Source organism: Micromonospora psammae (genome assembly GCF_036902725.1).
In the GTDB taxonomy this organism is placed as follows: Bacteria; Actinomycetota; Actinomycetes; order Mycobacteriales; family Micromonosporaceae; genus Micromonospora.
In genome coordinates this window covers 280369-301849 of the sequence record NZ_JBAKHM010000004.1, presented here as the reverse complement: position 1 = coordinate 301849, position 21481 = coordinate 280369, and the positions used below count along the sequence as shown (strand labels likewise).

The following is a 21481-nucleotide window of genomic DNA, read 5'->3' as shown; positions in this document are numbered from 1 at the left end:
GGGTGGTGGTCACCGGCGGTCCCCGGTGAGCAGGACCACCGGGTTGGTGGCGGCCAGCCGGATCGAACCGCCGGGCAGGTCGGCGAGGCGGGCGGCGGCGAGCTGGCTGCCCTCGACCGCGTAGCCGGCGGCACGGAGCAGGTGGACCGAGGGGCCGACCCGGTCCAGCGCGGCGAGGGCCACCACCACCCGCGCCGGCCGGCGGGCCGCCACGGCGGCGAGCACCTCCGTGCCGCCTCCGCCGACGAAGGCGGCGTCCGGCTCGGGCAGCCCGCGCAGCGCCTCGGGGGCGCTGCCGACGACGAGCCGGACGTCGACGCCGTGCCGGGCGGCGTTGGCCCGCACCGGGGCGGCCGGGTCACGCTCGACGGCGACGACGGCCGCGCCGAGCAGGGCGCACTCGACGCCCACCGAGCCGCTGCCGGCGCCGACGTCCCAGACCAGCCGGCCGAGGCGGGGGCGGAGCCGGGCCACCGCGAGGGCGCGCACCTCCGACTTGGTGATCATCGAGGCGCGGTGGTGGTACGCGGACTCGGGCAGCGCCCAGCCGCCGGCGGGGGCCGCGGCGGGCTGGTTGTCGGCCCGCATCGGGCCCACCCCGGCCCCGCCGTCGGCGGCGTCGGGGGCGAGGCTGAGCAGGACGTGCGGCTCGGCCCAGGCGCGGCCGGCGGCCTCCGCCGGGACGGTCCAGGTGATCCGCTCCTCGGGCGTGCCCAGGTGCTCGGCCACCACGAGCCGGCGGGACCAGCCGACCAGACCCGCGCCGAGTTCGGCCGCGCCGGCGCCGGGCGCGGTGAGCACCGCGACGGCGGGCAGCGCCCGGCAGGCGTTAAGCGCGGGCCGCGGGTCGCGGCCGTGCGCGCTGAGCACCACCGTGCCCTCCCAGGGCAGCCCGGCCCGGGCGAACGCGGCGGCGACGCTGGAGACCGCCGGCAGCACCCGCAGCGGGAGCCCGGCCGCCCGCAGCCGCCGGACGATGCCGAAGAAGCCGGGGTCGCCACTGGCCAGCACGACCGCCGGGGTGCCGGTCGCGACGGCGGCGCGGATACGGTCCAGCGCGGGCGCGAGCGGCCCGAGGACGACGGTGGCGCACCCGGGCGGCACCGGCACGGCGGCGAGGTGCCGGGCCGCCCCGACCACCAGCCCGGCCGGGGCCAGCACCTCGGCCAGCCCGCCGGGCGCCTGCCGACCGGCGGCGTCGATCCCCACCACGGTCACGGTCGCCCCGGGGGGCGGGTCACCGGCGCGGGACGCGGAGCTGTTCACGCCGCCCACCGGCCGGAGGAGGCGACGACCCGGGAGCCGGCGAAGTCCACCATGGCCACGTCGACGTCGACCGCCTGCCCGGCGAAGCGGAGCAGCACCTGACGCACCCGGCGGCAGAGCTGGTCCCCGGCCGGGCCGAGCAGGCCGGCGGCCTCCCACAGCTCGTACGCGTGCCGCCCGGTGTTCGCCGCGGTCACCGCCGCGACCAGTCCGGCGTCACCGCCGGCCTCGGCGGTGACGTCGCCGAGCAGCGACAGGTCCACCTTCGAGCGGGTGTAGTGGGTCATCAGGATGCCGGCGGCGAGCTTGGCCAGCTTGCCGGCCATCCCCACGAAGACCACCCCGCTCATGCCGTCGCCGACGGCGGCGGTGACCGCCGCGCCGGTGAAGTCGCCGACCTCGACGAAGCACACCTCGGGCAGCTCGGGCAGGAGCGCCCGGGCGGCCCGCTCGGTACGCCCACCGGTGCAGAGCACCACGGTCCGCTCCCCCTGGGCCGCCATCACGTGCACCGCCTGCACGACGCTGGCCCGCCAGGAGGCGGTGGAGAAGGGCCGGACGATCCCGGTGGTGCCGAGGATGGAGATGCCGCCGAGGATGCCGAGTCGCCGGTTGGTGGTCTTGCGGGCCATGATCTCGCCGCCCGGCACGCTGATCACCACCCGGACGCCGACCTCGGTCAGGTCGACCACCTCGGCCACCGCTTGGCCGATCATGCGTCGGGGGGTGTCGTTGATCGCCGGCCCGCCGACCGCCAGGCCCAGTCCGGGCTTGGTGACGGTGCCGACGCCGGAGCCGCCGTCGAGGTCCAGGCCGGGCCGGGTACGCCAGCCGACGGTGGCGGTGAGGTGCGCGCCGTGGGTGACGTCCGGGTCGTCCCCGGCGTCCTTGACCACCACCGCCTCGGCGCGCGCCGGGTCGACGTCGCACCGGGCCACCGGGAAGGCCACCCGCCGCCCGTCGGGCAGCCCGATCTCCACCGCCGCCTGCGACGCGCCGGTGACCAGGGCGGTCACCGCCGCCTTCGCCGCCGCCGTCGCGCAGGCGCCGGTGGTCCAGCCGGTGCGCAGGGCGGTGGGCCGGACCTTCGCGGTGCGCGGCAGGTCCGGCTCGCGCAGCGGCGGCTCGGCGTACGTCACCGCGTCCCGTCCCCCGATCCGGTGGCGCGGGCGCGGCGCAGCGCGACGCGGGCGTCCGGCTCGGCCCGGCGGAAGGTGTGGAAGTGCCCCGGGTGGTAGAGGTGCGAGCGGGTGCCGGTGGCGGCGAGCGCCGGCCCGACCAGGAAGAGCGTGTGCTTCCAGAGCTTGTGCTCCTTGACGGTGGCCGCCAGGTCGCCGAGCGCGCAGCGCACCACCAGCTCGTCCGGCCAGGTCGCCTGGTACGCCACCACGACCGGGGTGTCCGCCGGGTAGCCGCCGGCGAGCAGTTCGGCCTGGGCCTGCCCGGAGCGGGCGGCGGAGAGGAAGAGCGCCATGGTGGTGCCGTGCCGGGCGAAGTCGCGGACCCGTTCCCCCGGCGGCATCGGGGTCTTGCCGCCCTCGAGGCGGGTGAGGATGACCGACTGGGCCACCTCGGGGATGGTCAGCTCCCGGCCGACGATCGCCGCCACGGCGGTGAACGACGACACCCCGGGCACGATCTCCACGGTCAGGCCGAGGGCCCGGCACAGGTCGAGCTGTTCCTGGACCGCGCCCCACAGGGCCGGGTCGCCGGAGTGGATCCGGGCCACGGTCAGCCCGTCGGCGGCGGCCCGCCGGTAGAGCGGCAGCACCCCCTCGATGGGCAGCTGGGAGGAGTCGACGATCTCGGCGTCCGGCCGGGCGTGGGCGAGCACGTCGGCGTGGACCAGACTGGCCGCCCAGATCACCACGTCGGCCTCGGCGATCACCCGGGCGGCGCGCAGGGTCAGCAGGTCGGCGGCGCCGGGGCCGGCCCCGACGAACCAGACCTTTCCGTTGCTGGTGCTCACAGTTTTCCTCCCCGCCGCTCCCGGCGGGCCGGGACCAGCAGCGTCGACAGGTACGGCAGGTCGTCCCCAACGCCGTCCACCGGCCCGATCCGCTCGCCGGGCAGGCCCAGCGCGCGGCCGAGCACGGCGTCGTCGTGCCGGCCCTGCCGGCGCAGCTCGGCGAGGAGCTCGGGATGCCGCCGCCAGCCCTTGTAGACCACGACGGTGCCGGGGCCGGCGAGGGCGTCGGCGAGCAGTGCCGGCCCGGCGGTGGCCGGCAGCAGGGTGAGCGGTTCGCGGCCCTCGCAGAGCGGGACGCCGCTGCGCGCGGCGAGTTCCTGCATGGCGGTGACGCCGGGCACGGTGCGCACCTCGACCGTCGGGCGCAGCGCGCGGACGCTCTGCGCCAGGTAGCCGAAGGTGGAGTAGACGTTCGGGTCGCCGATGGTGGCGAAGGCGACCGAGCGGGCGCCGCCGTCGAGGGCGGCCACCACGGCGCGGGCGGCCTCGTCCCAGGCCCGTTCCCGGCGGGCGGTCACCCCGCCCCGGTCGTCCAGGGCGAACGGCAGCCGGCGCAGCCGGTTCGGCGGGACGTGCGCGAGGACGGTGCTCTCGGCCCGGCCCGGCGGCGCGTCGCCCGCCGCGGCCAGCCGGTCCAGCACGGGTACGACGACCAGATCGGCCTCGCGCAGCACCCGGACCGCCTTGAGGGTGAGCAGCTCCGGGTCGCCCGGTCCGACCCCCACCCCGGTCAGCGTGGCGGCGCCGGTCACAGCCGCGCTCACCGGCTGGCCGCCTCGACCAGGCGGCGGGCGGCCAGCGGCTGGCCGGCCCAGTGGGTGTGCAGGTAGGAGGCGTGCACCCGGCCGTCGACGAAGCCGTGCCCCGTGCCGTCCCAGCGCCAGGCCGGCCGGTCGCCGTGACCGGGGTCGGTGACGGTGCGGTGGAACTCGTGGCCGCGTACCGGGTCGCCGGCGCGGTGCGGCGGGGAGTCCGTGGCGGCGACGGCCTCCCGGTAGCCGAGGGTGAGCCGGCCGGTCATCCGGGCGGTGTGCGCCAGCCGGCCGCACATCGGCACGCCGTCGAGCGCGCTGCCCAGGTAGAGCAGGCCGGCGCACTCGGCGACGACCGGCCCGTCGAAGTCGGCCAGTTCGGCGCGGAGCGCGGTGTTGCCGGTGAGCGCCTCGGCGTGCACCTCGGGGAAGCCACCGCCGATGACGACGGCGCGGGTACCGGCCGGCAGGGCCGGGTCGCGCAGCGGGTCGAAGCGGGCCACCGTGGCGCCGGCCGCGGCGAGCAGCTCGGCCGTCTCGGCGTACGAGAAGGTGAAGGCGGGTCCACCGGCGAGGGCGACGACCGGGCGCTGCCCGCCGGCGGGGCCGCCGACGGCGGCGACCGGGTCCCAGGCCGGCGCGGTCAGCGGCGGCGCGGTGCCGGCCAGGTCGAGCACCGCGTCGAGGTCCACGGTGGACTCGATCAGGTCGGCCAGGGCGGCGACGACGGCGAGCGACTCCGGTGCCCGTTCGGCGACCGGCACCAGCCCCAGGTGGCGGGCGGGCGCGGCCACCTCGACGGCCCGGGTGACCGCCCCGAGCACCGGCACGCCCACCTCGGCGAGCGCGTCGCGGAGCAGGGTCTCGTGCCGGGGCGAGCCGACCCGGTTGAGCACCACCCCGCCGATCCGCACGCCCGGGTCGAAGGCGCGCATGCCGAGCACCAGCGCGGCGGCCGAGCGGCCCTGGGCGGTGGTGTCGAGGACCAGCAGCACGGGCGCGTCGATCAGCCGGGCGACGTGCGCCGTGGAGGCGTACGCCCCGCGTCCGACCGCGCCGTCGTGCAGCCCCATCACTCCCTCGACGATCGCCACGTCGGCGGGGGTGGGGACGCCCGCCCCGTGCCGCAGCAGCGGCGCGATCCGCTCCTCGCCGACCAGCCAGGGGTCGAGGTTGCGGCCGGGCCGGCCGGCGGCGAGCGCGTGGTAGCCGGGGTCGATGTAGTCCGGGCCGACCTTGTGCGGGCTGACGGTCAGGCCGCGCCGGCGCAGCGCGGCGAGCAGGCCGGTGGCCAGGGTGGTCTTGCCGTGCCCGCTGGCCGGCGCGGCGACCACCAGCCGGGGCAGCGCCCACGGTTGGTTCACCACTCGATGCCCTTCTGGCCCTTCTGGCCGGCGTCCATCGGGTGCTTGACCTTGGTCAGCTCGGCGACCAGGTCGGCGGCCTCGACCAGCCGGGGGTCGGCGTCCCGGCCGGTGATCACCACGTGCTGGAAGCCGGGCCGGTCGGTGAGGGTCGCGACGACCTCGTCGACGTCCACCCAGCCCCACTTCATCGGGTAGGTGAACTCGTCGAGCACGTACAGGCCGTAGCGTTCGGCGGCCAGGTCGCGCTGGACCTGCCGCCACCCCTCCAGGGCGTCGGCGGCGTGGTCGGCGTCGCCGCCGCGCTGGATCCAGGACCAGCCCTCGCCCATCTTGTGCCAGGCCACCGGGGCGCCCTGCCCGGTGCGCTCGTGCACCTCGCCGAGGGCGCGGAAGGCGTTCTCCTCCCCCACCCGCCACTTGGCGCTCTTGACGAACTGGAACACCCCGATCGGCAGCCCGGCGGTCCAGGCCCGCAGCGCCAGCCCGAAGGCGGCGGTGGACTTCCCCTTCATCTGCCCCGTGTGGACGATGGTCAGCGGCCGGTGGCGCCGCTGCCGCGTCGTCAACCCGTCGGCCGGTACGACGGAAGGCTTCCCCTGCGGCATCAGGCAACGCTCCTGTTCGGTCGAACCCCCGCGATCGCACGGATCGGGTCCGCTGCACCCGGGGTGCCGGGGTGGGATCCGCGCGATCGGTGAGGGCTGGTGAGGGTGGTGAGGGTGTCCAGCGGGTGCAGCGGGGCGGCGAGCTGGGTGGCCAGGCGGTCGGCGAGGTGGAGGCGGACGGGGCCGGATTCGCAGTCGACGACGACGCAGGGGGCGCCGGTGGCGCGGAGCAAGGCCGCCGCGTGGGCCGCCCGGTCCAGCGGCCGCTGCCCGGCGGTGGCGCGGCCGTCGGTGACGACCAGGACCAGGGGCCGCCGTCGCGGGTCGCGCAGCCGCTCCACCCGCAGCAGCTCGGCCGCCGCCAGCAGGCCCTCCGCCAGCGGGGTACGCCCACCGGTGGGCAGCTCGGCCAGGCGGGTCGAGGCGGCCAGCACCGAGGAGGTCGCCGGCAGCACGGTCCGCGCGCCGGTGCCCCGGAAGGCGATCACGGCGACCTTGTCCCGGCGCTGGTAGGCGTCGGTGAGCAGGGCGAGCACCGCCCCCTTGACCGCCGACATCCGCTGCCGGGCCCCCATCGAGCCGCTGGCGTCGACCACGAAGAGCACCAGGTTGCCCTCGCGCCCCTCCCGCACCGCCTCGCGCAGGTCCTCGCCGCGCAGCCGCAGCGGGCCGTCGGCCCGACCCCGGTCGGCCTGGTGCGGGGCGGCGGCCCGCACCGTCGCCGGCAGGTGCAGCGCGCCCGGTCGGCCGGTCGGCACCCGGGCGCCGGTGGTGCGGCCCCGCCCGGTCCGGGCGCGGGACCGCCGGCCGGGCACGCCCTCGCCGACCCCCGGCGCAGTGAGCAGCCGGGCCTTCAGACCACCCCGGGGTACGGCCACCGCCTGCGCCCCGGTCCGCGACCGCCCGTCGCTCGGGCCGTTCCCGGCGACGCCCCGGGAGCGGCCGCCCCGATCGTCCGGCGCGGTGTCGTCGGCCTCCGTCGGGGAGCCGTCGCCGGCCGGCCGGCTGTCGCCGCTGTCCGGCCAGGTGTCGCGGCCGTCGGCCGGCCAGTGGTCCGCCGGGGCGCCGGGCCGGTGCTCGGCGGCGCTCGGCGATCGGTCCGCCGCGCCGGCCCGCTGGTCGTCGGCGTCCCGGTCGTCGGCGTCGCTCCCGGCGCCGGTGTCGTCGCGACGGTCACACTCGCCCCCACCGTCGCCCGGACCGCCGCCACCGGGTCCACCGGCCGGCCCGTCGGGACCGCCGTCCGGTCCGCCCGGTCCGCCGGGCGGGTCGTCGTCGGGGTCGTCGTCGCCGACCCGGTCCAACGCCTCGTCCAGGCGTTTGGAGTCCAGGCCCGGGGTGTCGAACGGGTCACGGCGGCGCCGGTGCGGCAGGGCCAGCCGGGCGGCGACCCGCACGTCCTCCGCGGTGACCCGGTCCCGGCCCTGCCAGGCGGCGTGCGCGACGGCGGTCCGGGCGGTGACGATGTCGGCGCGCATCCCGTCCACATCGAACGACGCGCACACCTCGGCGATCCGGCGCAGCGCGCTGTCGGGCAGCAGCACCGTCCCGACCCGCCGCCGGGCCTCGGCGACCCGGTGGGCGACCTGGGCGTCCGCCTCGGCCCAGCGGGCGGCGAAACCGGCCGGGTCGGCGTCGGCGGCGAGCCGCCGGCGGACCACCTCCACCCGGACGGCGGGGTCGCGGCTGGCGGCCACCTCGACGGTGAGCCCGAACCGGTCGAGCAGCTGCGGGCGCAGCTCCCCCTCCTCCGGGTTCATCGTGCCGACCAGGAGGAACCGGGCGGCGTGGCTGACCGAGACGCCCTCCCGCTCGACGTGGCAGCGGCCCATCGCGGCGGCGTCCAGCAGCAGGTCGACCAGGTGGTCGTGGAGCAGGTTGACCTCGTCGACGTAGAGCACGCCGCGGTGGGCGGCGGCGAGCAGCCCGGGTTCGTAGGCGCGTACCCCCTCGCCGAGGGCCTTCTCCAGGTCCAGCGAGCCGACCACCCGGTCCTCGGCGGCGCCGACCGGCAGCTCCACCAGGCGGGCGGGGCGCCGCTCGGCGACCGGCTCGGCCGGGTGCGGCCCGTCCGGGCAGCCCGGGTCGGGGGCGGTCGGGTCGCAGCCGAACCGGCAGTCGGCGACCCGGTCGACGTCGGGCAGCAGCGCGGCGAGGGCCCGGACGGCGGTGGACTTGGCGGTGCCCTTCTCGCCCCGCACCAGCACCCCGCCGATGGCCGGGCTGACCGCGTTGAGCAGCAGCGCCAGCCGCATGTCGTCCATGCCGAGCACCGCGCTGAACGGATAGCTGCTCAAGACTGGTCCTCCAGGTCACCCTCAGTAGTCAGGTACGTCTCGCGGAGCCGGTCGAGGGTGGCCGGCTGCGGCTCGGCCCACAGCCCCCGGTCGGCGGCCTCGAGCAGTCGTTCGGTGATGCCGCGCAGCGCCCAGGGGTTGGACTCCTCCAAAAAGGCCCGGGTCTCCGGCTCGAAGACGTACGCGGCGGCGAGGTGCTCGTACATCCAGTCGTCGACGACGCCGGCGGTGGCGTCGTAGCCGAAGAGGTAGTCCACGGTGGCGGCCAGCTCGAACGCGCCCTTGTAGCCGTGCCGGCGCATCGCGGCGATCCAGCGCGGGTTGACCACCCGGGCCCGGAACACCCGCCGGGTCTCCTCGCCCAACGTCCGGGTCCGCACGTCGTGCGGCATGGCCGAGTCCCCCACGTACGCGGCCGGGGCGGCGCCGGTGAGGTGGCGGACCATCGCCACCATCCCGCCGTGGTACTGGAAGTAGTCGTCGGAGTCGACGATGTCGTGCTCGCGGGTGTCCTGGTTCTTCACCGCGACGGCGATCCGGGCGAAGGAGCGTTCCATGTCGGCGCGCGCCTCCCGCCCGTCCAGGCCCCGGCCGTAGGCGTAGCCGCCCCAGACGGCGTACACCTCGGCGAGGTCGGCGTCGGTGCGCCAGTTGCGGGCGTCGATCAAAGGCAGCAGGCCCGCCCCGTACGCCCCCGGTTTCGAGCCGAAGATGCGGGCGGTGGCCCGGCGCTCGTCGCCGTGCCGCGCCACGTCGGCGGTGACGTGGGCGCGGACGAAGTTCCGCTCGGCCGGCTCGTCCAGCGCCGCGACCTGCCGGACCGCGTCGTCGAGGAGGGCGACCACGTGCGGGAAGGCGTCCCGGAAGAAGCCGGAGATGCGGACCGTGACGTCGACCCGGGGGCGGCCCAGCTCGGCGGGCGGCACCACCTCGACGCCGGTGACCCGGCGGGACCGGTCGTCCCAGACCGGGCGGCAGCCCAGCAGCGCCAGCACCTCGGCGATGTCGTCGCCCTGGGTCCGCATGGCGCTGGTGCCCCAGACCGTCAACCCGACCGAGCGGGGGTACTCACCGGTGTCGGCGAGGTGGCGGGCCAGCAGCGAGTCCGCCAGCGCCACCCCGACGTCCCAGGCGTTGCGGCTGGGGATGGCCTTCGGATCCACGGAGTAGAAGTTGCGGCCGGTGGGAAGCACGTTGACCAGGCCCCGGGTGGGTGAGCCGGACGGCCCGGGCGGCACGAACCGTCCGTCGAGCGCGCCCACCACCCGGTCGATCTCGTCGGTGGTCCGGTCCAGCCGGGGCACCACCTCCTCGGCGGCGAAACGCAGCACCGCCGCCGCGTCGGGGATGTCCCGGCCGGCGACCTCCTCGATCACGGCTCCGGCCTTGTCGGCGTCCCAGCCGAGGGTCTCCATGCCGACCACCGCCCGGCGGGCCAGCGCCTCGATCAGGTCGATGGCGTCGGCGGCGGTGGCGGCCGGCCCGTCCACCGCCTCGGTCAGCGCCGCCGGCACCGCGATCCGCTCGCCCGGCGAGCCGAGGAGCGCCTGCTCGTCCAGCCCGTACGCGGCGGCGATCGCCTGGCGCAGGCCGGGCAGGACCCGGGCGCCGCCCCAGACCTGCGGGGCGCGCAGCACGGCGAGCACCAGGTTGACCCGGGCCGGCCCGCTGGGCGCCTCGGCGAGGATGTGCAGCCCGTCGCGGATCTGCACGTCCTTGACCTCGCAGAGGTAGCCGTCGAGGTGGAGCACGAAGTCGTCGAAGTCGTCGGCGGCGGGCATGTCCTCGGTGTGCAGGTCGTGGTGCAGCTCGGCGGCGCGGACCAGCGCCCAGATCTGCGTCTGCACGGTCGGCACCTTGGCCGGGTCGAGGGCCTGCACGGTGGCGTACTCGTCGAGCAGCTGCTCCAGCCGGGCCAGGTCGCCGTAGGTCTCGGCGCGGGCCATCGGCGGCACCAGGTGGTCGACGACGACGGCGTGGGCGCGGCGCTTGGCCTGGGTGCCCTCGCCGGGGTCGTTGACGATGAACGGGTAGACCAGCGGGAGATCACCGAGGACCGCGTCGGGGGCGCAGTCGGCGGCCAGCCCGAGCCCCTTGCCGGGCAGCCATTCCAGGGTGCCGTGCTTGCCCAGGTGCACCACCGCGTCCGCGCCGAAGCCGCCGTCGGCCACCGGCTCGGCGAGCCACCGGTACGCGGCGAGGTAGTGGTGGCTGGGTGGCAGGTCGGGGTCGTGGTAGATCGCGATGGGGTTCTCCCCGAAACCGCGCGGCGGCTGGATCAGCAGCACCACGTTGCCGAAGCGCAGCCCGGCGAGGACGACGTCGCCGCCGTCGGTGTAGAGCTGGCCGGGCGGCTCGCCCCAGTGCGCCAGCATCCGTTCCCGCAGCGGCGTCGGCACCCGGGCGAACCAGCGTCGGTAGGTCTGGCCGGGCAGGCGCGCCTCGGCGGCGGCGAGCTGTTCGGGGGTGAGCCACTCGACGTCGTGCCCGCCGGCGGCGATCAGGGCGTGGATCAGCGCGTCGCCGTCGGTGGGCACCGGGCCGTCGCCCAGGTCCCATCCGGCGTCGGCGAGGGCGGCGAGCAGGCGCACCGCCGAGGCGGGGGTGTCCAGGCCGACCGCGTTGCCGACCCGGGAGTGCTTCGTCGGGTAGGAGCTGAGCACCACCGCGAGCCGCTTCTCGGCGTTCGGCACGTGCCGCAGCCGGGCCTGCCGGACGGCGATGCCGGCCACCCGGGCGGCCCGCTCCGGGTCGGCGACGTAGCCGGAGAGGCCGTCGGCGTCGATCCGCTTGAACGAGAACGGCACGGTGACGATCCGGCCGTCGAACTCGGGGATGGCCACCTGCATCGCGGCGTCCAACGGGGAGAGCCCGGCGTCGCTGCCCGCCCACTGCTCCCGGGTGCTGGTCAGGCAGAGCGCCTGGATGACGGGCACGTCCAGGGCGGCCAGCGCGCCGACGTCCCAGGCGTCCTCGTCGCCCCCGCCGGAGGCGTCGGCGGCGACGGCGCCACCGGCGGCGAGGACGGTCACCACCAGGGCGTCGCAGCGGGCGAAGAGGGCGAGCGGCCCGTCACCGGGGGCGAGCCCGCGCAGCGAGCCGCAGAAGATGGGCAGCGGGTCGCCGCCGGCGGCGGTCACCGCCTCGGCGAGGGTGTCGACGAAGCCGGTGTTCCCGGCCAGCGCGTGCGCCCGGTAGAAGACGATCCCGACCGTGGGGCGGCCGGTCTCCGTCGGGTGGTCGCCGTGGATCCCGTACGCCGGGGTGGGTGTGGGCGGCGCGAAGCCCTCGCCGGTGAGCAGCACCGTGTCGGAGAGGAACCGGGCCAGCTCGGCGAGGTTCTCCGGGCCACCCTCGACCAGGTAGCGCAGCGCCTCGGTGACCACCCCGGAGGCCACCGTGGAGGCCGCCATCAGCTCCGCGTCGGGCACCGCCTCGCCGCCCAGCACGACCGTGGGCACGCCGGAGGCGAGCACCGCGGCGAGGCCGTCGGGCCACGCCTGGCGGCCTCCGAGCAGGCGTACGACGGCGAGGTCGACGCCGTCGAGCAGCGCCGGCACGGCGTCCACGCCGACCCGGGCGGGGTTGGCCAGCCGGTAGTCGGCGGCGCTGGCGCGGGCGGCGAGCAGGTCGGTGTCGGCGGTGGACAGCAACAGGATGCGCACTAAAGGCTCCGGAGAGTGACACCCGGGTCGCCGCGAGGGCGGCCGGGCGATGCGGGGTGGGCGCGGTTCAGCGGGTACGACGAGTCGCCGACCGGGTCACCGGCGGGCGGCCGGCGGGCGCGGGCGGCGCGGTGCGGGACTCAGCGGTGAACGGCGAGGCGAGCGGCGCGGCGGCCGGAGGGGGCGGCGCGGCGGCCGACCTCGGGCGCGACGGCGCGACCGGGCGCCGGCACGGCGGTGCGACCGGTGGTCGGCACGGCGGTGCGACCGGTGGTCGGTGCGGCGGGGTGACCGACCATGGGCGCGCTGCCCTGCTCGGTGCGGATGCGACGGATCTCGTCGACGGTGGAGACGCTGCGCGTCATCGGGTCCTCCTCGGGTGTCCACGCCCTGGGGTAGCTCCGACGGCCGAAGTATCCTGGCTCCCGGATCGACGCTCACCCCCGGCCTTCCAACCGCAGACACACGGCCGTGACTCACGAGGGGGGATCGCTCCCCGGTGACAGTGGCGGGACCGCGCCGGAATCGCACCGGCTTCCTTCACTGCCGTCAGGCCGCGAATGCTGCCACACCTCTCGGCGCGCGGTCAACGCCGGCCCGGGCCCCGCCCCGGGTCGGCATCGATCGGGCACCACCGATCGGTGACGGCGGTTCGACCAGTTCGGACAATGTCCGTACTCGATGCGCACCCTCCATTGCCCTGCTGCCGCCAAGGCGACACTGGGAGCGCTCCACCGTTGCCTCCGGGGCGGCAGAGCAGAGGGGCCGACGCCGCAGGTGGGGCAGCCGTTGGGCGGGTCGAGCGCCTACGATCGGCCGACGAGGAGCCAACGTCGACCGACGATCGGTAGGAATCGGGGGCACCACCGAGATGACCTTCCACCAGCTCGCCGGCCGGGTCTGGATCTTCCCGGGTGACCCGGAGCCCGACAACGTGCAGCCGGCCGTGGCGTTGATCACCGACGAGCGGGGCAGCGTGCTGGTCGACGCGGGCCACAGCCCGGGGCACGCCCGGGAAATCCGGGCCGCCCTCACGATCTCCGGGCTGCCCGAACCGCGCTGGCTGGTCTACACCCACCACCACTGGGACCACGTCTGGGGCGCCTGTGCCTGGCCGGGAGTGGAGATCGTCGGGCACGTCGCCGGGGAGCGGCTGCTGCGGGACGAGGCGGCCCGCCCGTGGAGCCACCGCTACCTGCGCGAGCAGGTCCGCGCGAACCCGCGGCTCGGACCCAGCTTCCGGGCCCGCGCCCTGGCGATGGACTCCTGGGACGACTTCACTGTGCTGCCGCCGACCCGGACCTTCACCGACGAACTGACGCTGCCCACCGGTGTCCGACTGCGGCACGTGGGCGGCGGGCACGCCCCCGACTCCACCGTGGTGCTGGTGCCGGACTCGGCGGTGATGCTGCTCGGCGACTGCTTCTACCCGCCACCGGCGCACCTGCGCGGGCCCGGCGACGCCCCCGACCTGGCGCTGGTCCGCCGGCTGCTCGGCCCCGACCACCACTGGTACGTCGCGAGCCACACCGACCCGATGACCCTCGACGAGGCCCGCGCCGCAGTCGCGGCCTGAGGGGCCGGGGGCCGCGCCGCCGGCCGCGTCCCGGTCAGCGCAGCCGGCGTTCCGGGTGGGCCCGGTTCCACTCCCGCATCCGCTGCGGGTAGCCGGTCTTCATGGCCTCGTAGAGCGGCACCGCGTGCCGGCGCGCCAGCTTCCCGGCCACCTGCGGCGAGCCGGTCCGGCGGCGGATCCACTCCCCGTCGTGGGCGATCGCCACCACGGTGGTGTCGGTGGCGGTGGTCTCAGGCTCGAGATAGAACTCGACGCCCTGCCGGCTGGTCACGAAGTGTTCCAACGCGGCCAGGTCGTCGCGGGTCGCCTCCCGGTCGAGCTTGGTCGGGGTCGGGTCGGCGGTCCGGGACCGCCGGCTGAACCAGGCCATCTGCGCACTCCCTCTCCTCCGCGTGCCCTCCAGTGCACCACCCGTTCCTGGCAACGGACTGCGAGGCGGGTGAGCGCCACCTGACCGGGTCAGCCGAGCGCGGCCAGCTCCCCGGCGGTGAGCCGCAGCGCGCCGGCCGCCACGTTCTGGGCCACGTGCTCCGGGTCGCCGGTGCCGGGGATGGCCAGCACGTGCGGCCCCTGGTGCAGCGTCCAGGCGAGGCGTACCTGGTGCGGGGTGGCGCCGTGCGCGCGGGCGACGGCGTGCACGGCCGCCGGGTGTTCCGCCGCCGCGCCCGCCTCCCGCCGCGCGCCGGCGAGGGCGAAGAAGGGCACGTACGCGATGCCCCGCGCCCCGCACTCGCGCAGCAGGGCGTCCTGGTCACCCCGGTTGTCCAGGGCGTAGCTGTTCTGCACGCAGACGACCGGGGCGATCGCCTGCGCCTCGTCGAGGTGGTCGAGGCGGACGTTGGAGAGGCCGAGGTGCCGGATCAACCCGGCGTCGCGCAGCGCGGCGAGGGCGGCGAAGCTCTCCGCCACCGAGTCCCGGCCGGGCCGCTTGACGATCCGCAGGTTCACCAGGTCGAGGTGGTCCCGGCCGAGCCGGCGCAGGTTCTCCTCCACCTGGGCGCGCAGCCCCGCCGGGGAGGTCTCCTCGCGCAGGCCGGTGGCCGGGTCGTACGCGAAACCGACCTTGGTGGCGATGAACAGGTCGTCGGGATACGGCGCGAGCGCGGCGCGGATCAGCTCCGGCGCGTACCGGGCCGGGCCGCTGCCCACGTTCAGCGTGCCGTCCGGTGAGACGTAGAAGGCGGCGGTGTCGAGGTGGTCCACCCCCAGCTCCACGGCTCGGCGCAGGACGCGGATCGCGCGGTCGGCGTCGGGGTCGGCGGTGATCCGCATGGTGCCGAAGCCCATCCGGCGCACGGTCCGGTCGCCGAGGGTCCAGCTGCCGGCGGTGGCCGCGGTGATCTCGTGAGGAGGCATCCGGCGACCCTAGCCACGGCGGTGGGCCGGCGCAGTCGGTCGCGCGCCCGATACCGCCGCCGGCCCGTCGCTGTTAATTTCTATGTGCTGGAGGGGCCCGCCAGTGGACGGGTGGCCGGCACCAGCGCCAGGGTCGCCAGCAGCAGCACGGGCACCACCAGCAGCGCCTGCAGGGTCCCCACCCGGTCACCGAGCAGGCCGAGCAGCGGCGGCCCGGCCAGGAACGACGTGTAGGCGATCGCCGCCACCACGCTGACCCGGGCCGGGGCCCGGTCCTCCTCGTCGGCGGCGGCGCTCATCCCGACCGGGAAGCCCAGCGAGGTGCCGAAGCCCCAGAGCATCACCCCGGCGATGGCGACCGGCCCGGAACCGGAGAGCACCGCCACGGTCGCGCCGACCACGGCGAGCACGATCGTGACGAGCAGGACGGGCACGCGTCCCCACCGGTCGATGGCGACGGTGCCGGCGGTGCGCCCGATGGTCATGCCGGTGACGAAGACGCCGAAGACCGCCGCGCCGGCGGCCTCGCTGACGCCGTACCCGTCGACGAAGGCGACCGCGAGCCAGTCGTTGGCGCTGCCCTCGGCGAACGCCATGATCAGCACCAGCAGGCCGATGAGCAGGGTGCGCGGCTCGCGCCAGGCGGCGAGCAGGCCGCCGCGCCGGGCGGCCGGGGTGTCGCCGGCGTGCGAGGCGGGCAGGAAGGCCCGGACGCCGAGCAGGGTGCCGCCGAGCACCACCACGGCCACCACCACCAGGTGCGCGTTGACCGACAGGCCGAGCCGGGCGGCGCCGGCGCCGAGCGCCGCGCCGCCGACCGAGCCGAGACTCCAGGCCGCGTGGAACCGGGGCATGACGGTACGCCCCAACCGCTTCTCCACGGCGGCGCCCTCGACGTTCATCGCCACGTCACAGGTGCCGGAGCCGTAGCCGAGGGCGAACAGGCCCACCGCCACGCCGACCAGCGAGCCGGCCAGTCCGGCGGCCACCCCCGCCCCGGCCAGCCCGCCCGCGACCAGCACCGTGGCCAGCACCACCGTGCGGGCCGCGCCGAGGCGCTGGGTGGCGAGCCCGGCGGTGGTGAGCGCGAGCACCGCGCCGGCGGACATGGCGAGCAGCAGCAGGCCGAGCCGGCCGGCGCTGAGCCCGAGCGCTTCGCGGACCGCGGGGACCCGGCCGAACCAGGAGGCCACGGCGAGGCCGTTGAGGGCGAAGACCACCGCGACGCCGGTGCGGGCGGCGAGCACCGCCCGGGGTACGGCGGCGGCGCTCTGGTCGATGACGGCGGGGCTCACAGTGGCACGGTCCTTCCCGGGGTACGGCGTACCCGGGGACGATCACACAGGTCGGTCACGACCACAAGCCCGTTCCATCCTTACCCCGGCCGCCCGGCGCCGGCAGCCCGCGCCGTCGGCCGACCCGGCCGGCGCCGCCGTGGACGAGGGGGTGCGCTCTCCGTCATGGGGCCGGTCCACCGATCGGACGCGAGACGCTGAATGGTCGTCGATCCCGGCGACATGCGCCGGCGTCTACGATCAGCCGTTGTGGATCTTTTGACCGGCCTGCTCGACGGCCCCCGGGCCCGCGGCGCCTTCCTGCTGCGGTCCCTGCTCGAGCCGCCGTTCGCGCTGCGCATCTGCGACCGCGCCCCGCTCACCGTGGTCGCCGTGTTCCAGGGCAGCGCCTGGGTGGCGCCCGACGATGGTACGGCCGAACTGTTGCATCCCGGTGACGTGGCGGTGCTGCGCGGTCCGGACGCGTACACCGTCGCCGACGACCCGAACACCCCGCCGCAGGCGGTGATCCATCCCGGCCAGCGTTGCACCACCCTGCGCGGTGAGCCGCTGGCCCTCGACCCCAGCCTGGGCGTGCGCACCTGGGGCACCGGAAGCCCGGGCGGCACGGTGCTGCTGACCGGCACCTACCAACTGCCCGGCGAGGTCGACCGGCGACTGCTCGGCGCGTTGCCGCCGCTGCTGGCGGTCCGCGCCGACGAGTGGCACAGCCCCCTGGTCGGGCTGCTCGCCGACGAGATGGCGCGGGACCGTCCCGGCCAGGCGGCCGTCCTCGACCGGCTGCTCGACCTGCTGCTGATCGCCGTCCTGCGCAGCTGGTTCGACCGGCCGGGCGCCGCCCCCTCCTGGTACGCCGCGGCCGGCGACCCGGTGGTCGGCCCGGCCCTGCGGCTGCTCCAGGGCGATCCGGCCCGGTCGTGGACGGTGGCCTCCCTCGCCGCCGAGGTGGGGGTGTCCCGGGCGGCGCTGGCCCGGCGCTTCACCGAACTGGTCGGCGAACCACCGATGGCCTTCCTCACCGGCTGGCGGCTGAGCATCGCGGCGGACCTGCTGCGCGAACCGGACGTCACGCTCGGCGCGGTGGCCCGCCGGGTCGGCTACGGCAGCCCGTTCGCGCTGAGCACCGCCTTCCGCCGGGTCCGCGGGGTCAGTCCACGCGAGCACCGCGCCCGGGTCCTCGTCGGCTGACCGCGCCTGGGCCCTCAGCTGCCGGTGAAGGCGCGCAGCAGGGCGCGGACGGCGGCCCGCAGGTCCTCCCGGCTCTCCGGGGTGCCCGGGGTCGGGGCGCTCAACGCCCCGGCGCCGACCAGGCGGTCGAAGAGCAGGCCGTCGACGAACGCGACGAACTGGTCGCCCTGCCGGCGCGGGTCCGCGGCCCCGGCGCCGGCCAGCAGCGCGCGGGCCTGCTCCCGCAGCACGGTGCCGTGGGCGAGGATCCGCCGCAGCTCGGGGCGGTGCACGGCCTCCAGCAGGCAGGCGTAGCGGGCGAGGCTGCGGTCCCGGCCGGTGGTGAGCCAGCGGTCCAGCACCTCGGCGGTCCCGGCGGCGAGCCGGTCGAGGTCCGGCGCGGTGAGCCGGGGCGGCGGCCCCGGCGGCGGCGCCCCGGTGGGCAGCTCGCGCTCGGTCAGGTCGACCTGGTCCAGGTCGACCAGCCGCCGCACCACCGCCTCGATCAGCGCCTGCCGGGTACGCAGGTACGCCGAGGTGGTGCCGAGCGGCACGCCGGCACGGGCGTCCACGGCCCGGTGGGTCAGCGCCCGCATCCCGCCCTCGGCGAGCAGTGCGATCGCCGCGTCGGCCAGCGCGGTCACCCGGGCGGCCCGACCACTCATCCACGCCCCCTCGGTCCACCTTCTACGGATGTAGTATGAACTTCTACAGCTGTAGAAGGGCGGTCGGGATGGACGGACACGCGGTCGTGGTCGGCGGGGGGATCGGTGGGCTCGCCGCGGCGCTGGCCCTGCACCGGGCCGGTTGGCGCACCACCGTGCTGGAACAGGCCGCCGAGCCGCGCGAGCTGGGCACCGGCCTGACCCTGATGGCCAACGCGCTGCGCGGGCTCGACGCGCTCGGCGTCGGGGACGCCGTCCGGTCCCGCTCCGGGGCCGGGACCGCCGGCGGGCTCCGCGACCGCGGTGGACGCTGGCTGTCCCGGATCGACGCCGCCGAGCTGACCCGACAGCTCGGCACCGCCGCCTTCGGCGTACACCGGGCCACCCTGCACGGCATCCTCCGCAACGCCCTGCCGCCGGGCGCGCTGCGCACCGACGCCCGGGTGGTCGACGTGACGTCCGGCCCGGACGGCGCCCGGGTCCACCACCGGTGGCGCGGCGAGCCGAACGAGCTCACCGCCGACCTGGTGGTCGGCGCCGACGGCCTGCGCTCGGTGCTGCGCTCCCGGCTCTGGCCCGAGGTGCCGCCGCCGGTCTACGCCGGGGCGACCGCCTGGCGGGCGGCCATCCACTGGCCGGGCCCGCTGCCGGCCGCGGTGAGCTGGGGACCCGGCGCCGAGTTCGGCGTCGTCCCGCTCGACGAGGACCGGCTCTACTGGTACGCCGCGGTGGCCGCGCCGCCCGGCTGGCACGCCCGCGACGAGCTGGCCGCCGTCCGGGCGCGCTTCGGCGACTGGCACGACCCGATCCCGGCGCTGCTCGCCGCCACCCGACCCGAGGAGCTGCTGCGCCATGACCTCCACCACCTGGGCACACCGCTGCCGTCGTACGTGAAGGGGCGGGTGGCGCTGCTCGGCGACGCGGCGCACGCGATGACCCCGTACCTCGGCCAGGGGGCTGGCCAGGCCATCGAGGACGCGGTGACGCTCGGCGTGGCCTGCGCCGGCGGGCCGGCCCACCTCGACGCCGCGCTCGCCCGGTACGACCGGGAGCGCCGGCCCCGCAGCCAGCAGGTGGCCCGGGCGTCCGACCGCGTCGGCCGGTACGGCCAGCGGCTGCGCAACCCGGTCGCCGTCGCGCTCCGCGACACCCTGGTCCGGCTCACCCCGAGCCGCGCCGCGCTGCGCCAGGCCGCCCGGTACGCCGACTGGCACCCACCCCGCCACTGAGGTCGGGTGCCGGCTCGCAGGCGGCGGCGGATCACCTGGTAAGGGACGCAAGAGCCGCGTCGATGGCGTCGAGCAGCTTTTCTCGACGCTCGGGTTGGTCGACACCGTCCACATCGACACCGCACTCCAATTGCCGTGCACGGAGCAGATCCCGGTGGGAGTACTGCGAGAGGTCCACGGGGAAGGCGAAAGGGTCAAGGTCTCGTTCCAGGAGCACGCCGACTGGGTCGCGCTCCTCGTGCTCGCCGTCACCGACATGGAGCCCACTGTCGTACGGCGAGCGGACGTACACGTTTGCCGTGAACCCGTTGGTCCATTCGGTGGTCCCGGCCTCTGCGCGGACGGCGGCTGCACATGGGCCGGCTTCTGGCCGGGCTGGCGGCTGCGCGGCCTCGGCTGTCTCTCCCCACCCTTTGGAGCTGATGACGAAAACGAGTCGCCACCGCCGCCACCGCCGCCACCATCAGCCGGCCCGACAGCGGACCGTGGCGGGAACGAAGCCGTGATTCGTTTGTGCTATCAGCTCTAAAGGACTGCACCAGCAGGTGCGCTACCCGGGGCAGTCACCGGGCTCCGCCGACCGCGCCGGTCCCGAACGCGGGTAGCGCCGGGCAGCCTGATCAGACCGGGCCACGGCCGCGGTCGACCGAGGCGCGGCGGGCTCCGGGTGTCGACCTCGGCGACCTCGCCCGGTCGATCAGGGCCGCCCCGCCGTGCCGTACGCCCGGGCGCCCACGTCGGCCAACCACCGCCGGGGTCGCCGCATCGCAGAGCGCTCCCGCCAGTACGCCGCCGCCGGATCGACGCCGAGCCGGGACGCCAGCGCGTACTCGTCGGCCAGGGTGATGCCGAAGAGACCGATGCCGACCGCACCCCGACCGGCGAAGCGCGTCGCCACCCGGGCCGCCTCCTCGGCGCCGGCGACGTGCTGTCGGCCAACCTTCCAGAATATCGACCGCCCCTTTTTCCGGCGTCAGCCGAACGGAACGACGGCCGGTAAGATCGGTGACAGCGTTGTGACTGATCGCTGACTGCGGATGGTGAAGGCGATCACACACACTGTGCGCATGAATACGAGACTCAACCGCGGCAGGGCATTCCGCGTCGCGGTGTGTCTCTCCCTGGTGGCCATGCTCACCGGCTGCATGCAGCTCAACTTCGGTCTGACCGTCAACGCCGACGACACCGTCGACGGTCAACTGCTGCTCACCGCCCCGAAATCCCTGCTCACCTCCCGCAACCAGAACGTGGCGGTGGCCTTCGCCGAGCTCCGGCAGAACATCCCCACCCTGCCGCCGGGCGAGGAGACCGTCTATCAGGACGACCGCTTCTACGGCGCCCAGATCAGTTATCGGCGTACCCCGCTGAAGGATTTCACCAGTGAAAGTCTCAATCTGGTCCGGGACGGCGATCTCCACCGGTTCAGTCTGCCGCTCGACCCGTCGAAATACGGCGGAAAAGTGGCCGAGCAGAATCCGCGGAACCGGGAAGAGTTCATGCGGTTGATGTCGTTCGAGATTTCCGTGACCTTTCCCGGCCGGGTGATCGACAGCAACGGCACGGTCAACGGTCGTTCGGTCAGCTGGCAGGTAGCCGCCAACCGCACCAAGCCCGCCGAGCTGCGGGCGGTCGCCGAGGCGCCGGTGCGGCCCTCGCCCTCCGCGACCGCGGCGGCGCCGGACGAGGAGGGCTCATTCCCCTGGCTGGTGGTCGGCGCCGTCGTGGGCGTGCTGCTGCTCGCCGGCGTCGTACTCCTGGTCCTGTTGCTACGCCGTCGGGGACGGGCCACCGCCGCGGCCCCGGCGGGCCCCCCGGCGCCGCCGACGGACCGTGCGGAGCCGGTCTGACCCGCCGGGTCGGGCCACGTCACCACCTCACCACCACCACATCCCCGCCGACCACCACCCGAAGGGGGATCGCCGTGAACGATCTCTTCACCTGGGCCGCCCTCGGCAGCCTGACCGGGGCCAGCGCCGCCACGCTGCTCACCGCCAACGTCATCGGGGGGCTGATCGGCCCCGGCGGCGACAAGGCCCGCAAGTGGATCGCCCTGGGCATCGCCCTCGTGCTGTCCTACCTCACCGCGGCGTTCGCCACCGACGCCGGCGCCGAGAAGTGGGTCATCGCCTTCTTCAACGGGCTGGTCATCTTCTCCGCCGCGTTCGGCATCAACCAGCTGCCGCCCGGCAACCGGCAGGCGACCCAGGCGTCGCCGACCCAGCTCGCGCAGCAGCGCGAGCCCCGCTACATCCGCTCCTGGGTCTGAGAGGTG

19 protein-coding genes and 1 riboswitch are annotated in these 21481 nt (G+C 76.1%); of the genes, 5 read left to right on the top strand and 14 right to left on the bottom strand.

Annotated elements, in window-relative coordinates; translation table 11 throughout:
- Positions 1 to 9: 9 nt before the first annotated feature.
- The 9 genes from cbiE to V6U79_RS09825 all read right to left on the bottom strand — a co-directional run bounded on the left by cbiE (position 10) and on the right by V6U79_RS09825 (position 12286).
- Positions 10 to 1275 carry a precorrin-6y C5,15-methyltransferase (decarboxylating) subunit CbiE gene (gene cbiE / locus V6U79_RS09865; protein ID WP_442933759.1) on the bottom strand — a complete coding sequence of 422 codons (1266 nt, stop codon included), beginning with the start codon at positions 1273 to 1275 and terminating at the stop codon, positions 10 to 12.
- Positions 1263 to 2405 carry a cobalt-precorrin-5B (C(1))-methyltransferase gene (locus V6U79_RS09860; protein WP_334614373.1) on the bottom strand — a complete coding sequence of 381 codons (1143 nt, stop codon included), beginning with the start codon at positions 2403 to 2405 and terminating at the stop codon, positions 1263 to 1265. Before V6U79_RS09860 ends, cbiE begins: the two co-directional genes overlap by 13 nt.
- Entirely contained in the window at positions 2402 to 3235 is an 834-nt protein-coding gene (gene cobM / locus V6U79_RS09855; protein ID WP_334614371.1) for a precorrin-4 C(11)-methyltransferase, read from the bottom strand. The genes V6U79_RS09860 and cobM overlap by 4 nt, the downstream gene beginning before the upstream one ends.
- Positions 3232 to 3999, bottom strand: a complete 768-nt coding sequence (gene cobI, locus V6U79_RS09850; protein WP_334614370.1) for a precorrin-2 C(20)-methyltransferase — start codon at positions 3997 to 3999, stop codon at positions 3232 to 3234. Before cobI ends, cobM begins: the two co-directional genes overlap by 4 nt.
- Complete coding sequence (locus V6U79_RS09845; protein WP_334614368.1) at positions 3996 to 5354, bottom strand: cobyrinic acid a,c-diamide synthase CobB; 1359 nt, start codon at positions 5352 to 5354, stop codon at positions 3996 to 3998. Before V6U79_RS09845 ends, cobI begins: the two co-directional genes overlap by 4 nt.
- On the bottom strand, positions 5348 to 5959 hold the full coding sequence (gene cobO, locus V6U79_RS09840; RefSeq protein WP_334614366.1) for a cob(I)yrinic acid a,c-diamide adenosyltransferase: 612 nt from the start codon (positions 5957 to 5959) through the stop codon (positions 5348 to 5350). The genes V6U79_RS09845 and cobO overlap by 7 nt, the downstream gene beginning before the upstream one ends.
- Positions 5959 to 8223, bottom strand: a complete 2265-nt coding sequence (locus V6U79_RS09835; protein ID WP_334614406.1) for a VWA domain-containing protein — start codon at positions 8221 to 8223, stop codon at positions 5959 to 5961. Before V6U79_RS09835 ends, cobO begins: the two co-directional genes overlap by 1 nt.
- Positions 8224 to 8252: 29 nt before the next feature.
- Complete coding sequence (gene cobN, locus V6U79_RS09830) at positions 8253 to 11921, bottom strand: cobaltochelatase subunit CobN (protein ID WP_334614364.1); 3669 nt, start codon at positions 11919 to 11921, stop codon at positions 8253 to 8255.
- Positions 11922 to 12061: 140 nt separating this feature from the next.
- Positions 12062 to 12286 carry a hypothetical protein gene (locus V6U79_RS09825; RefSeq protein WP_334614363.1) on the bottom strand — a complete coding sequence of 75 codons (225 nt, stop codon included), beginning with the start codon at positions 12284 to 12286 and terminating at the stop codon, positions 12062 to 12064.
- Between the two features lie 46 nt (positions 12287 to 12332).
- A riboswitch (cobalamin riboswitch) is annotated at positions 12333 to 12462 on the bottom strand.
- Between the two features lie 330 nt (positions 12463 to 12792).
- On the opposite strand from V6U79_RS09825, the gene V6U79_RS09820 reads away from it, so the two are divergent.
- Complete coding sequence (locus V6U79_RS09820; RefSeq protein WP_334614362.1) at positions 12793 to 13497, top strand: MBL fold metallo-hydrolase; 705 nt, start codon at positions 12793 to 12795, stop codon at positions 13495 to 13497.
- Positions 13498 to 13531: 34 nt separating this feature from the next.
- Here V6U79_RS09820 and V6U79_RS09815 read toward each other — a convergent pair whose 3' ends face one another.
- From V6U79_RS09815 to V6U79_RS09805, 3 genes are all read right to left on the bottom strand, one after another.
- A complete protein-coding gene (locus V6U79_RS09815; protein WP_334522206.1) occupies positions 13532 to 13867 on the bottom strand; it encodes a hypothetical protein in 336 nt (111 codons plus the stop codon).
- A gap of 89 nt (positions 13868 to 13956) precedes the next feature.
- A complete protein-coding gene (locus V6U79_RS09810; protein ID WP_334614361.1) occupies positions 13957 to 14853 on the bottom strand; it encodes an aldo/keto reductase in 897 nt (298 codons plus the stop codon).
- An 80-nt stretch (positions 14854 to 14933) separates the two neighbouring features.
- Entirely contained in the window at positions 14934 to 16148 is a 1215-nt protein-coding gene (locus V6U79_RS09805; RefSeq protein ID WP_334522212.1) for an MFS transporter, read from the bottom strand.
- A 249-nt stretch (positions 16149 to 16397) separates the two neighbouring features.
- Here V6U79_RS09805 and V6U79_RS09800 point away from each other — a divergent pair, with 249 nt between their 5' ends.
- Complete coding sequence (locus V6U79_RS09800) at positions 16398 to 17336, top strand: AraC family transcriptional regulator (protein WP_334614359.1); 939 nt, start codon at positions 16398 to 16400, stop codon at positions 17334 to 17336.
- 14 nt (positions 17337 to 17350) lie between these two features.
- Here the strand turns inward: V6U79_RS09800 and V6U79_RS09795 are convergent, their stop codons facing one another.
- Positions 17351 to 17980, bottom strand: coding sequence for a TetR/AcrR family transcriptional regulator (locus tag V6U79_RS09795; protein WP_334614358.1), 630 nt, complete (start codon positions 17978 to 17980; stop codon positions 17351 to 17353).
- A gap of 35 nt (positions 17981 to 18015) precedes the next feature.
- Here V6U79_RS09795 and V6U79_RS09790 point away from each other — a divergent pair, with 35 nt between their 5' ends.
- Positions 18016 to 19209 (top strand): FAD-dependent monooxygenase, encoded by a 1194-nt coding sequence (locus tag V6U79_RS09790; protein ID WP_334614357.1) that lies wholly within the window; start codon positions 18016 to 18018, stop codon positions 19207 to 19209.
- Positions 19210 to 19906: 697 nt separating this feature from the next.
- Here V6U79_RS09790 and V6U79_RS09785 read toward each other — a convergent pair.
- Positions 19907 to 20107 carry a hypothetical protein gene (locus V6U79_RS09785; protein ID WP_334614356.1) on the bottom strand — a complete coding sequence of 67 codons (201 nt, stop codon included), beginning with the start codon at positions 20105 to 20107 and terminating at the stop codon, positions 19907 to 19909.
- Between the two features lie 139 nt (positions 20108 to 20246).
- Between V6U79_RS09785 and V6U79_RS09780 the strand changes: the two genes are divergently transcribed.
- Together V6U79_RS09780 and V6U79_RS09775 are read left to right on the top strand one after the other, a co-directional pair.
- Positions 20247 to 21056, top strand: coding sequence for an LppM family (lipo)protein (locus tag V6U79_RS09780; RefSeq protein WP_334614355.1), 810 nt, complete (start codon positions 20247 to 20249; stop codon positions 21054 to 21056).
- A gap of 74 nt (positions 21057 to 21130) precedes the next feature.
- Positions 21131 to 21475, top strand: a complete 345-nt coding sequence (locus V6U79_RS09775; protein WP_334614353.1) for a hypothetical protein — start codon at positions 21131 to 21133, stop codon at positions 21473 to 21475.
- Positions 21476 to 21481 lie beyond the last annotated feature (6 nt).

Excerpts from the sequence above, each read along its gene's own strand:
- cobO (WP_334614366.1), bottom strand. The coding sequence starts at position 5,959 with ATGCCGCAGGGGAAGCCTTCCGTCGTACCGGCCGACGGGTTGACGACG.
- V6U79_RS09835 (WP_334614406.1), bottom strand. The coding sequence starts at position 8,223 with ATGGACGACATGCGGCTGGCGCTGCTGCTCAACGCGGTCAGCCCGGCC.
- V6U79_RS09825 (WP_334614363.1), bottom strand. The coding sequence starts at position 12,286 with ATGACGCGCAGCGTCTCCACCGTCGACGAGATCCGTCGCATCCGCACC.
- V6U79_RS09820 (WP_334614362.1), top strand. The coding sequence starts at position 12,793 with ATGACCTTCCACCAGCTCGCCGGCCGGGTCTGGATCTTCCCGGGTGAC.
- V6U79_RS09815 (WP_334522206.1), bottom strand. The coding sequence starts at position 13,867 with ATGGCCTGGTTCAGCCGGCGGTCCCGGACCGCCGACCCGACCCCGACC.
- V6U79_RS09810 (WP_334614361.1), bottom strand. The coding sequence starts at position 14,853 with ATGCCTCCTCACGAGATCACCGCGGCCACCGCCGGCAGCTGGACCCTC.
- V6U79_RS09795 (WP_334614358.1), bottom strand. The coding sequence starts at position 17,980 with ATGAGTGGTCGGGCCGCCCGGGTGACCGCGCTGGCCGACGCGGCGATC.
- V6U79_RS09790 (WP_334614357.1), top strand. The coding sequence starts at position 18,016 with ATGAACTTCTACAGCTGTAGAAGGGCGGTCGGGATGGACGGACACGCG.
- V6U79_RS09780 (WP_334614355.1), top strand. The coding sequence starts at position 20,247 with ATGGTGAAGGCGATCACACACACTGTGCGCATGAATACGAGACTCAAC.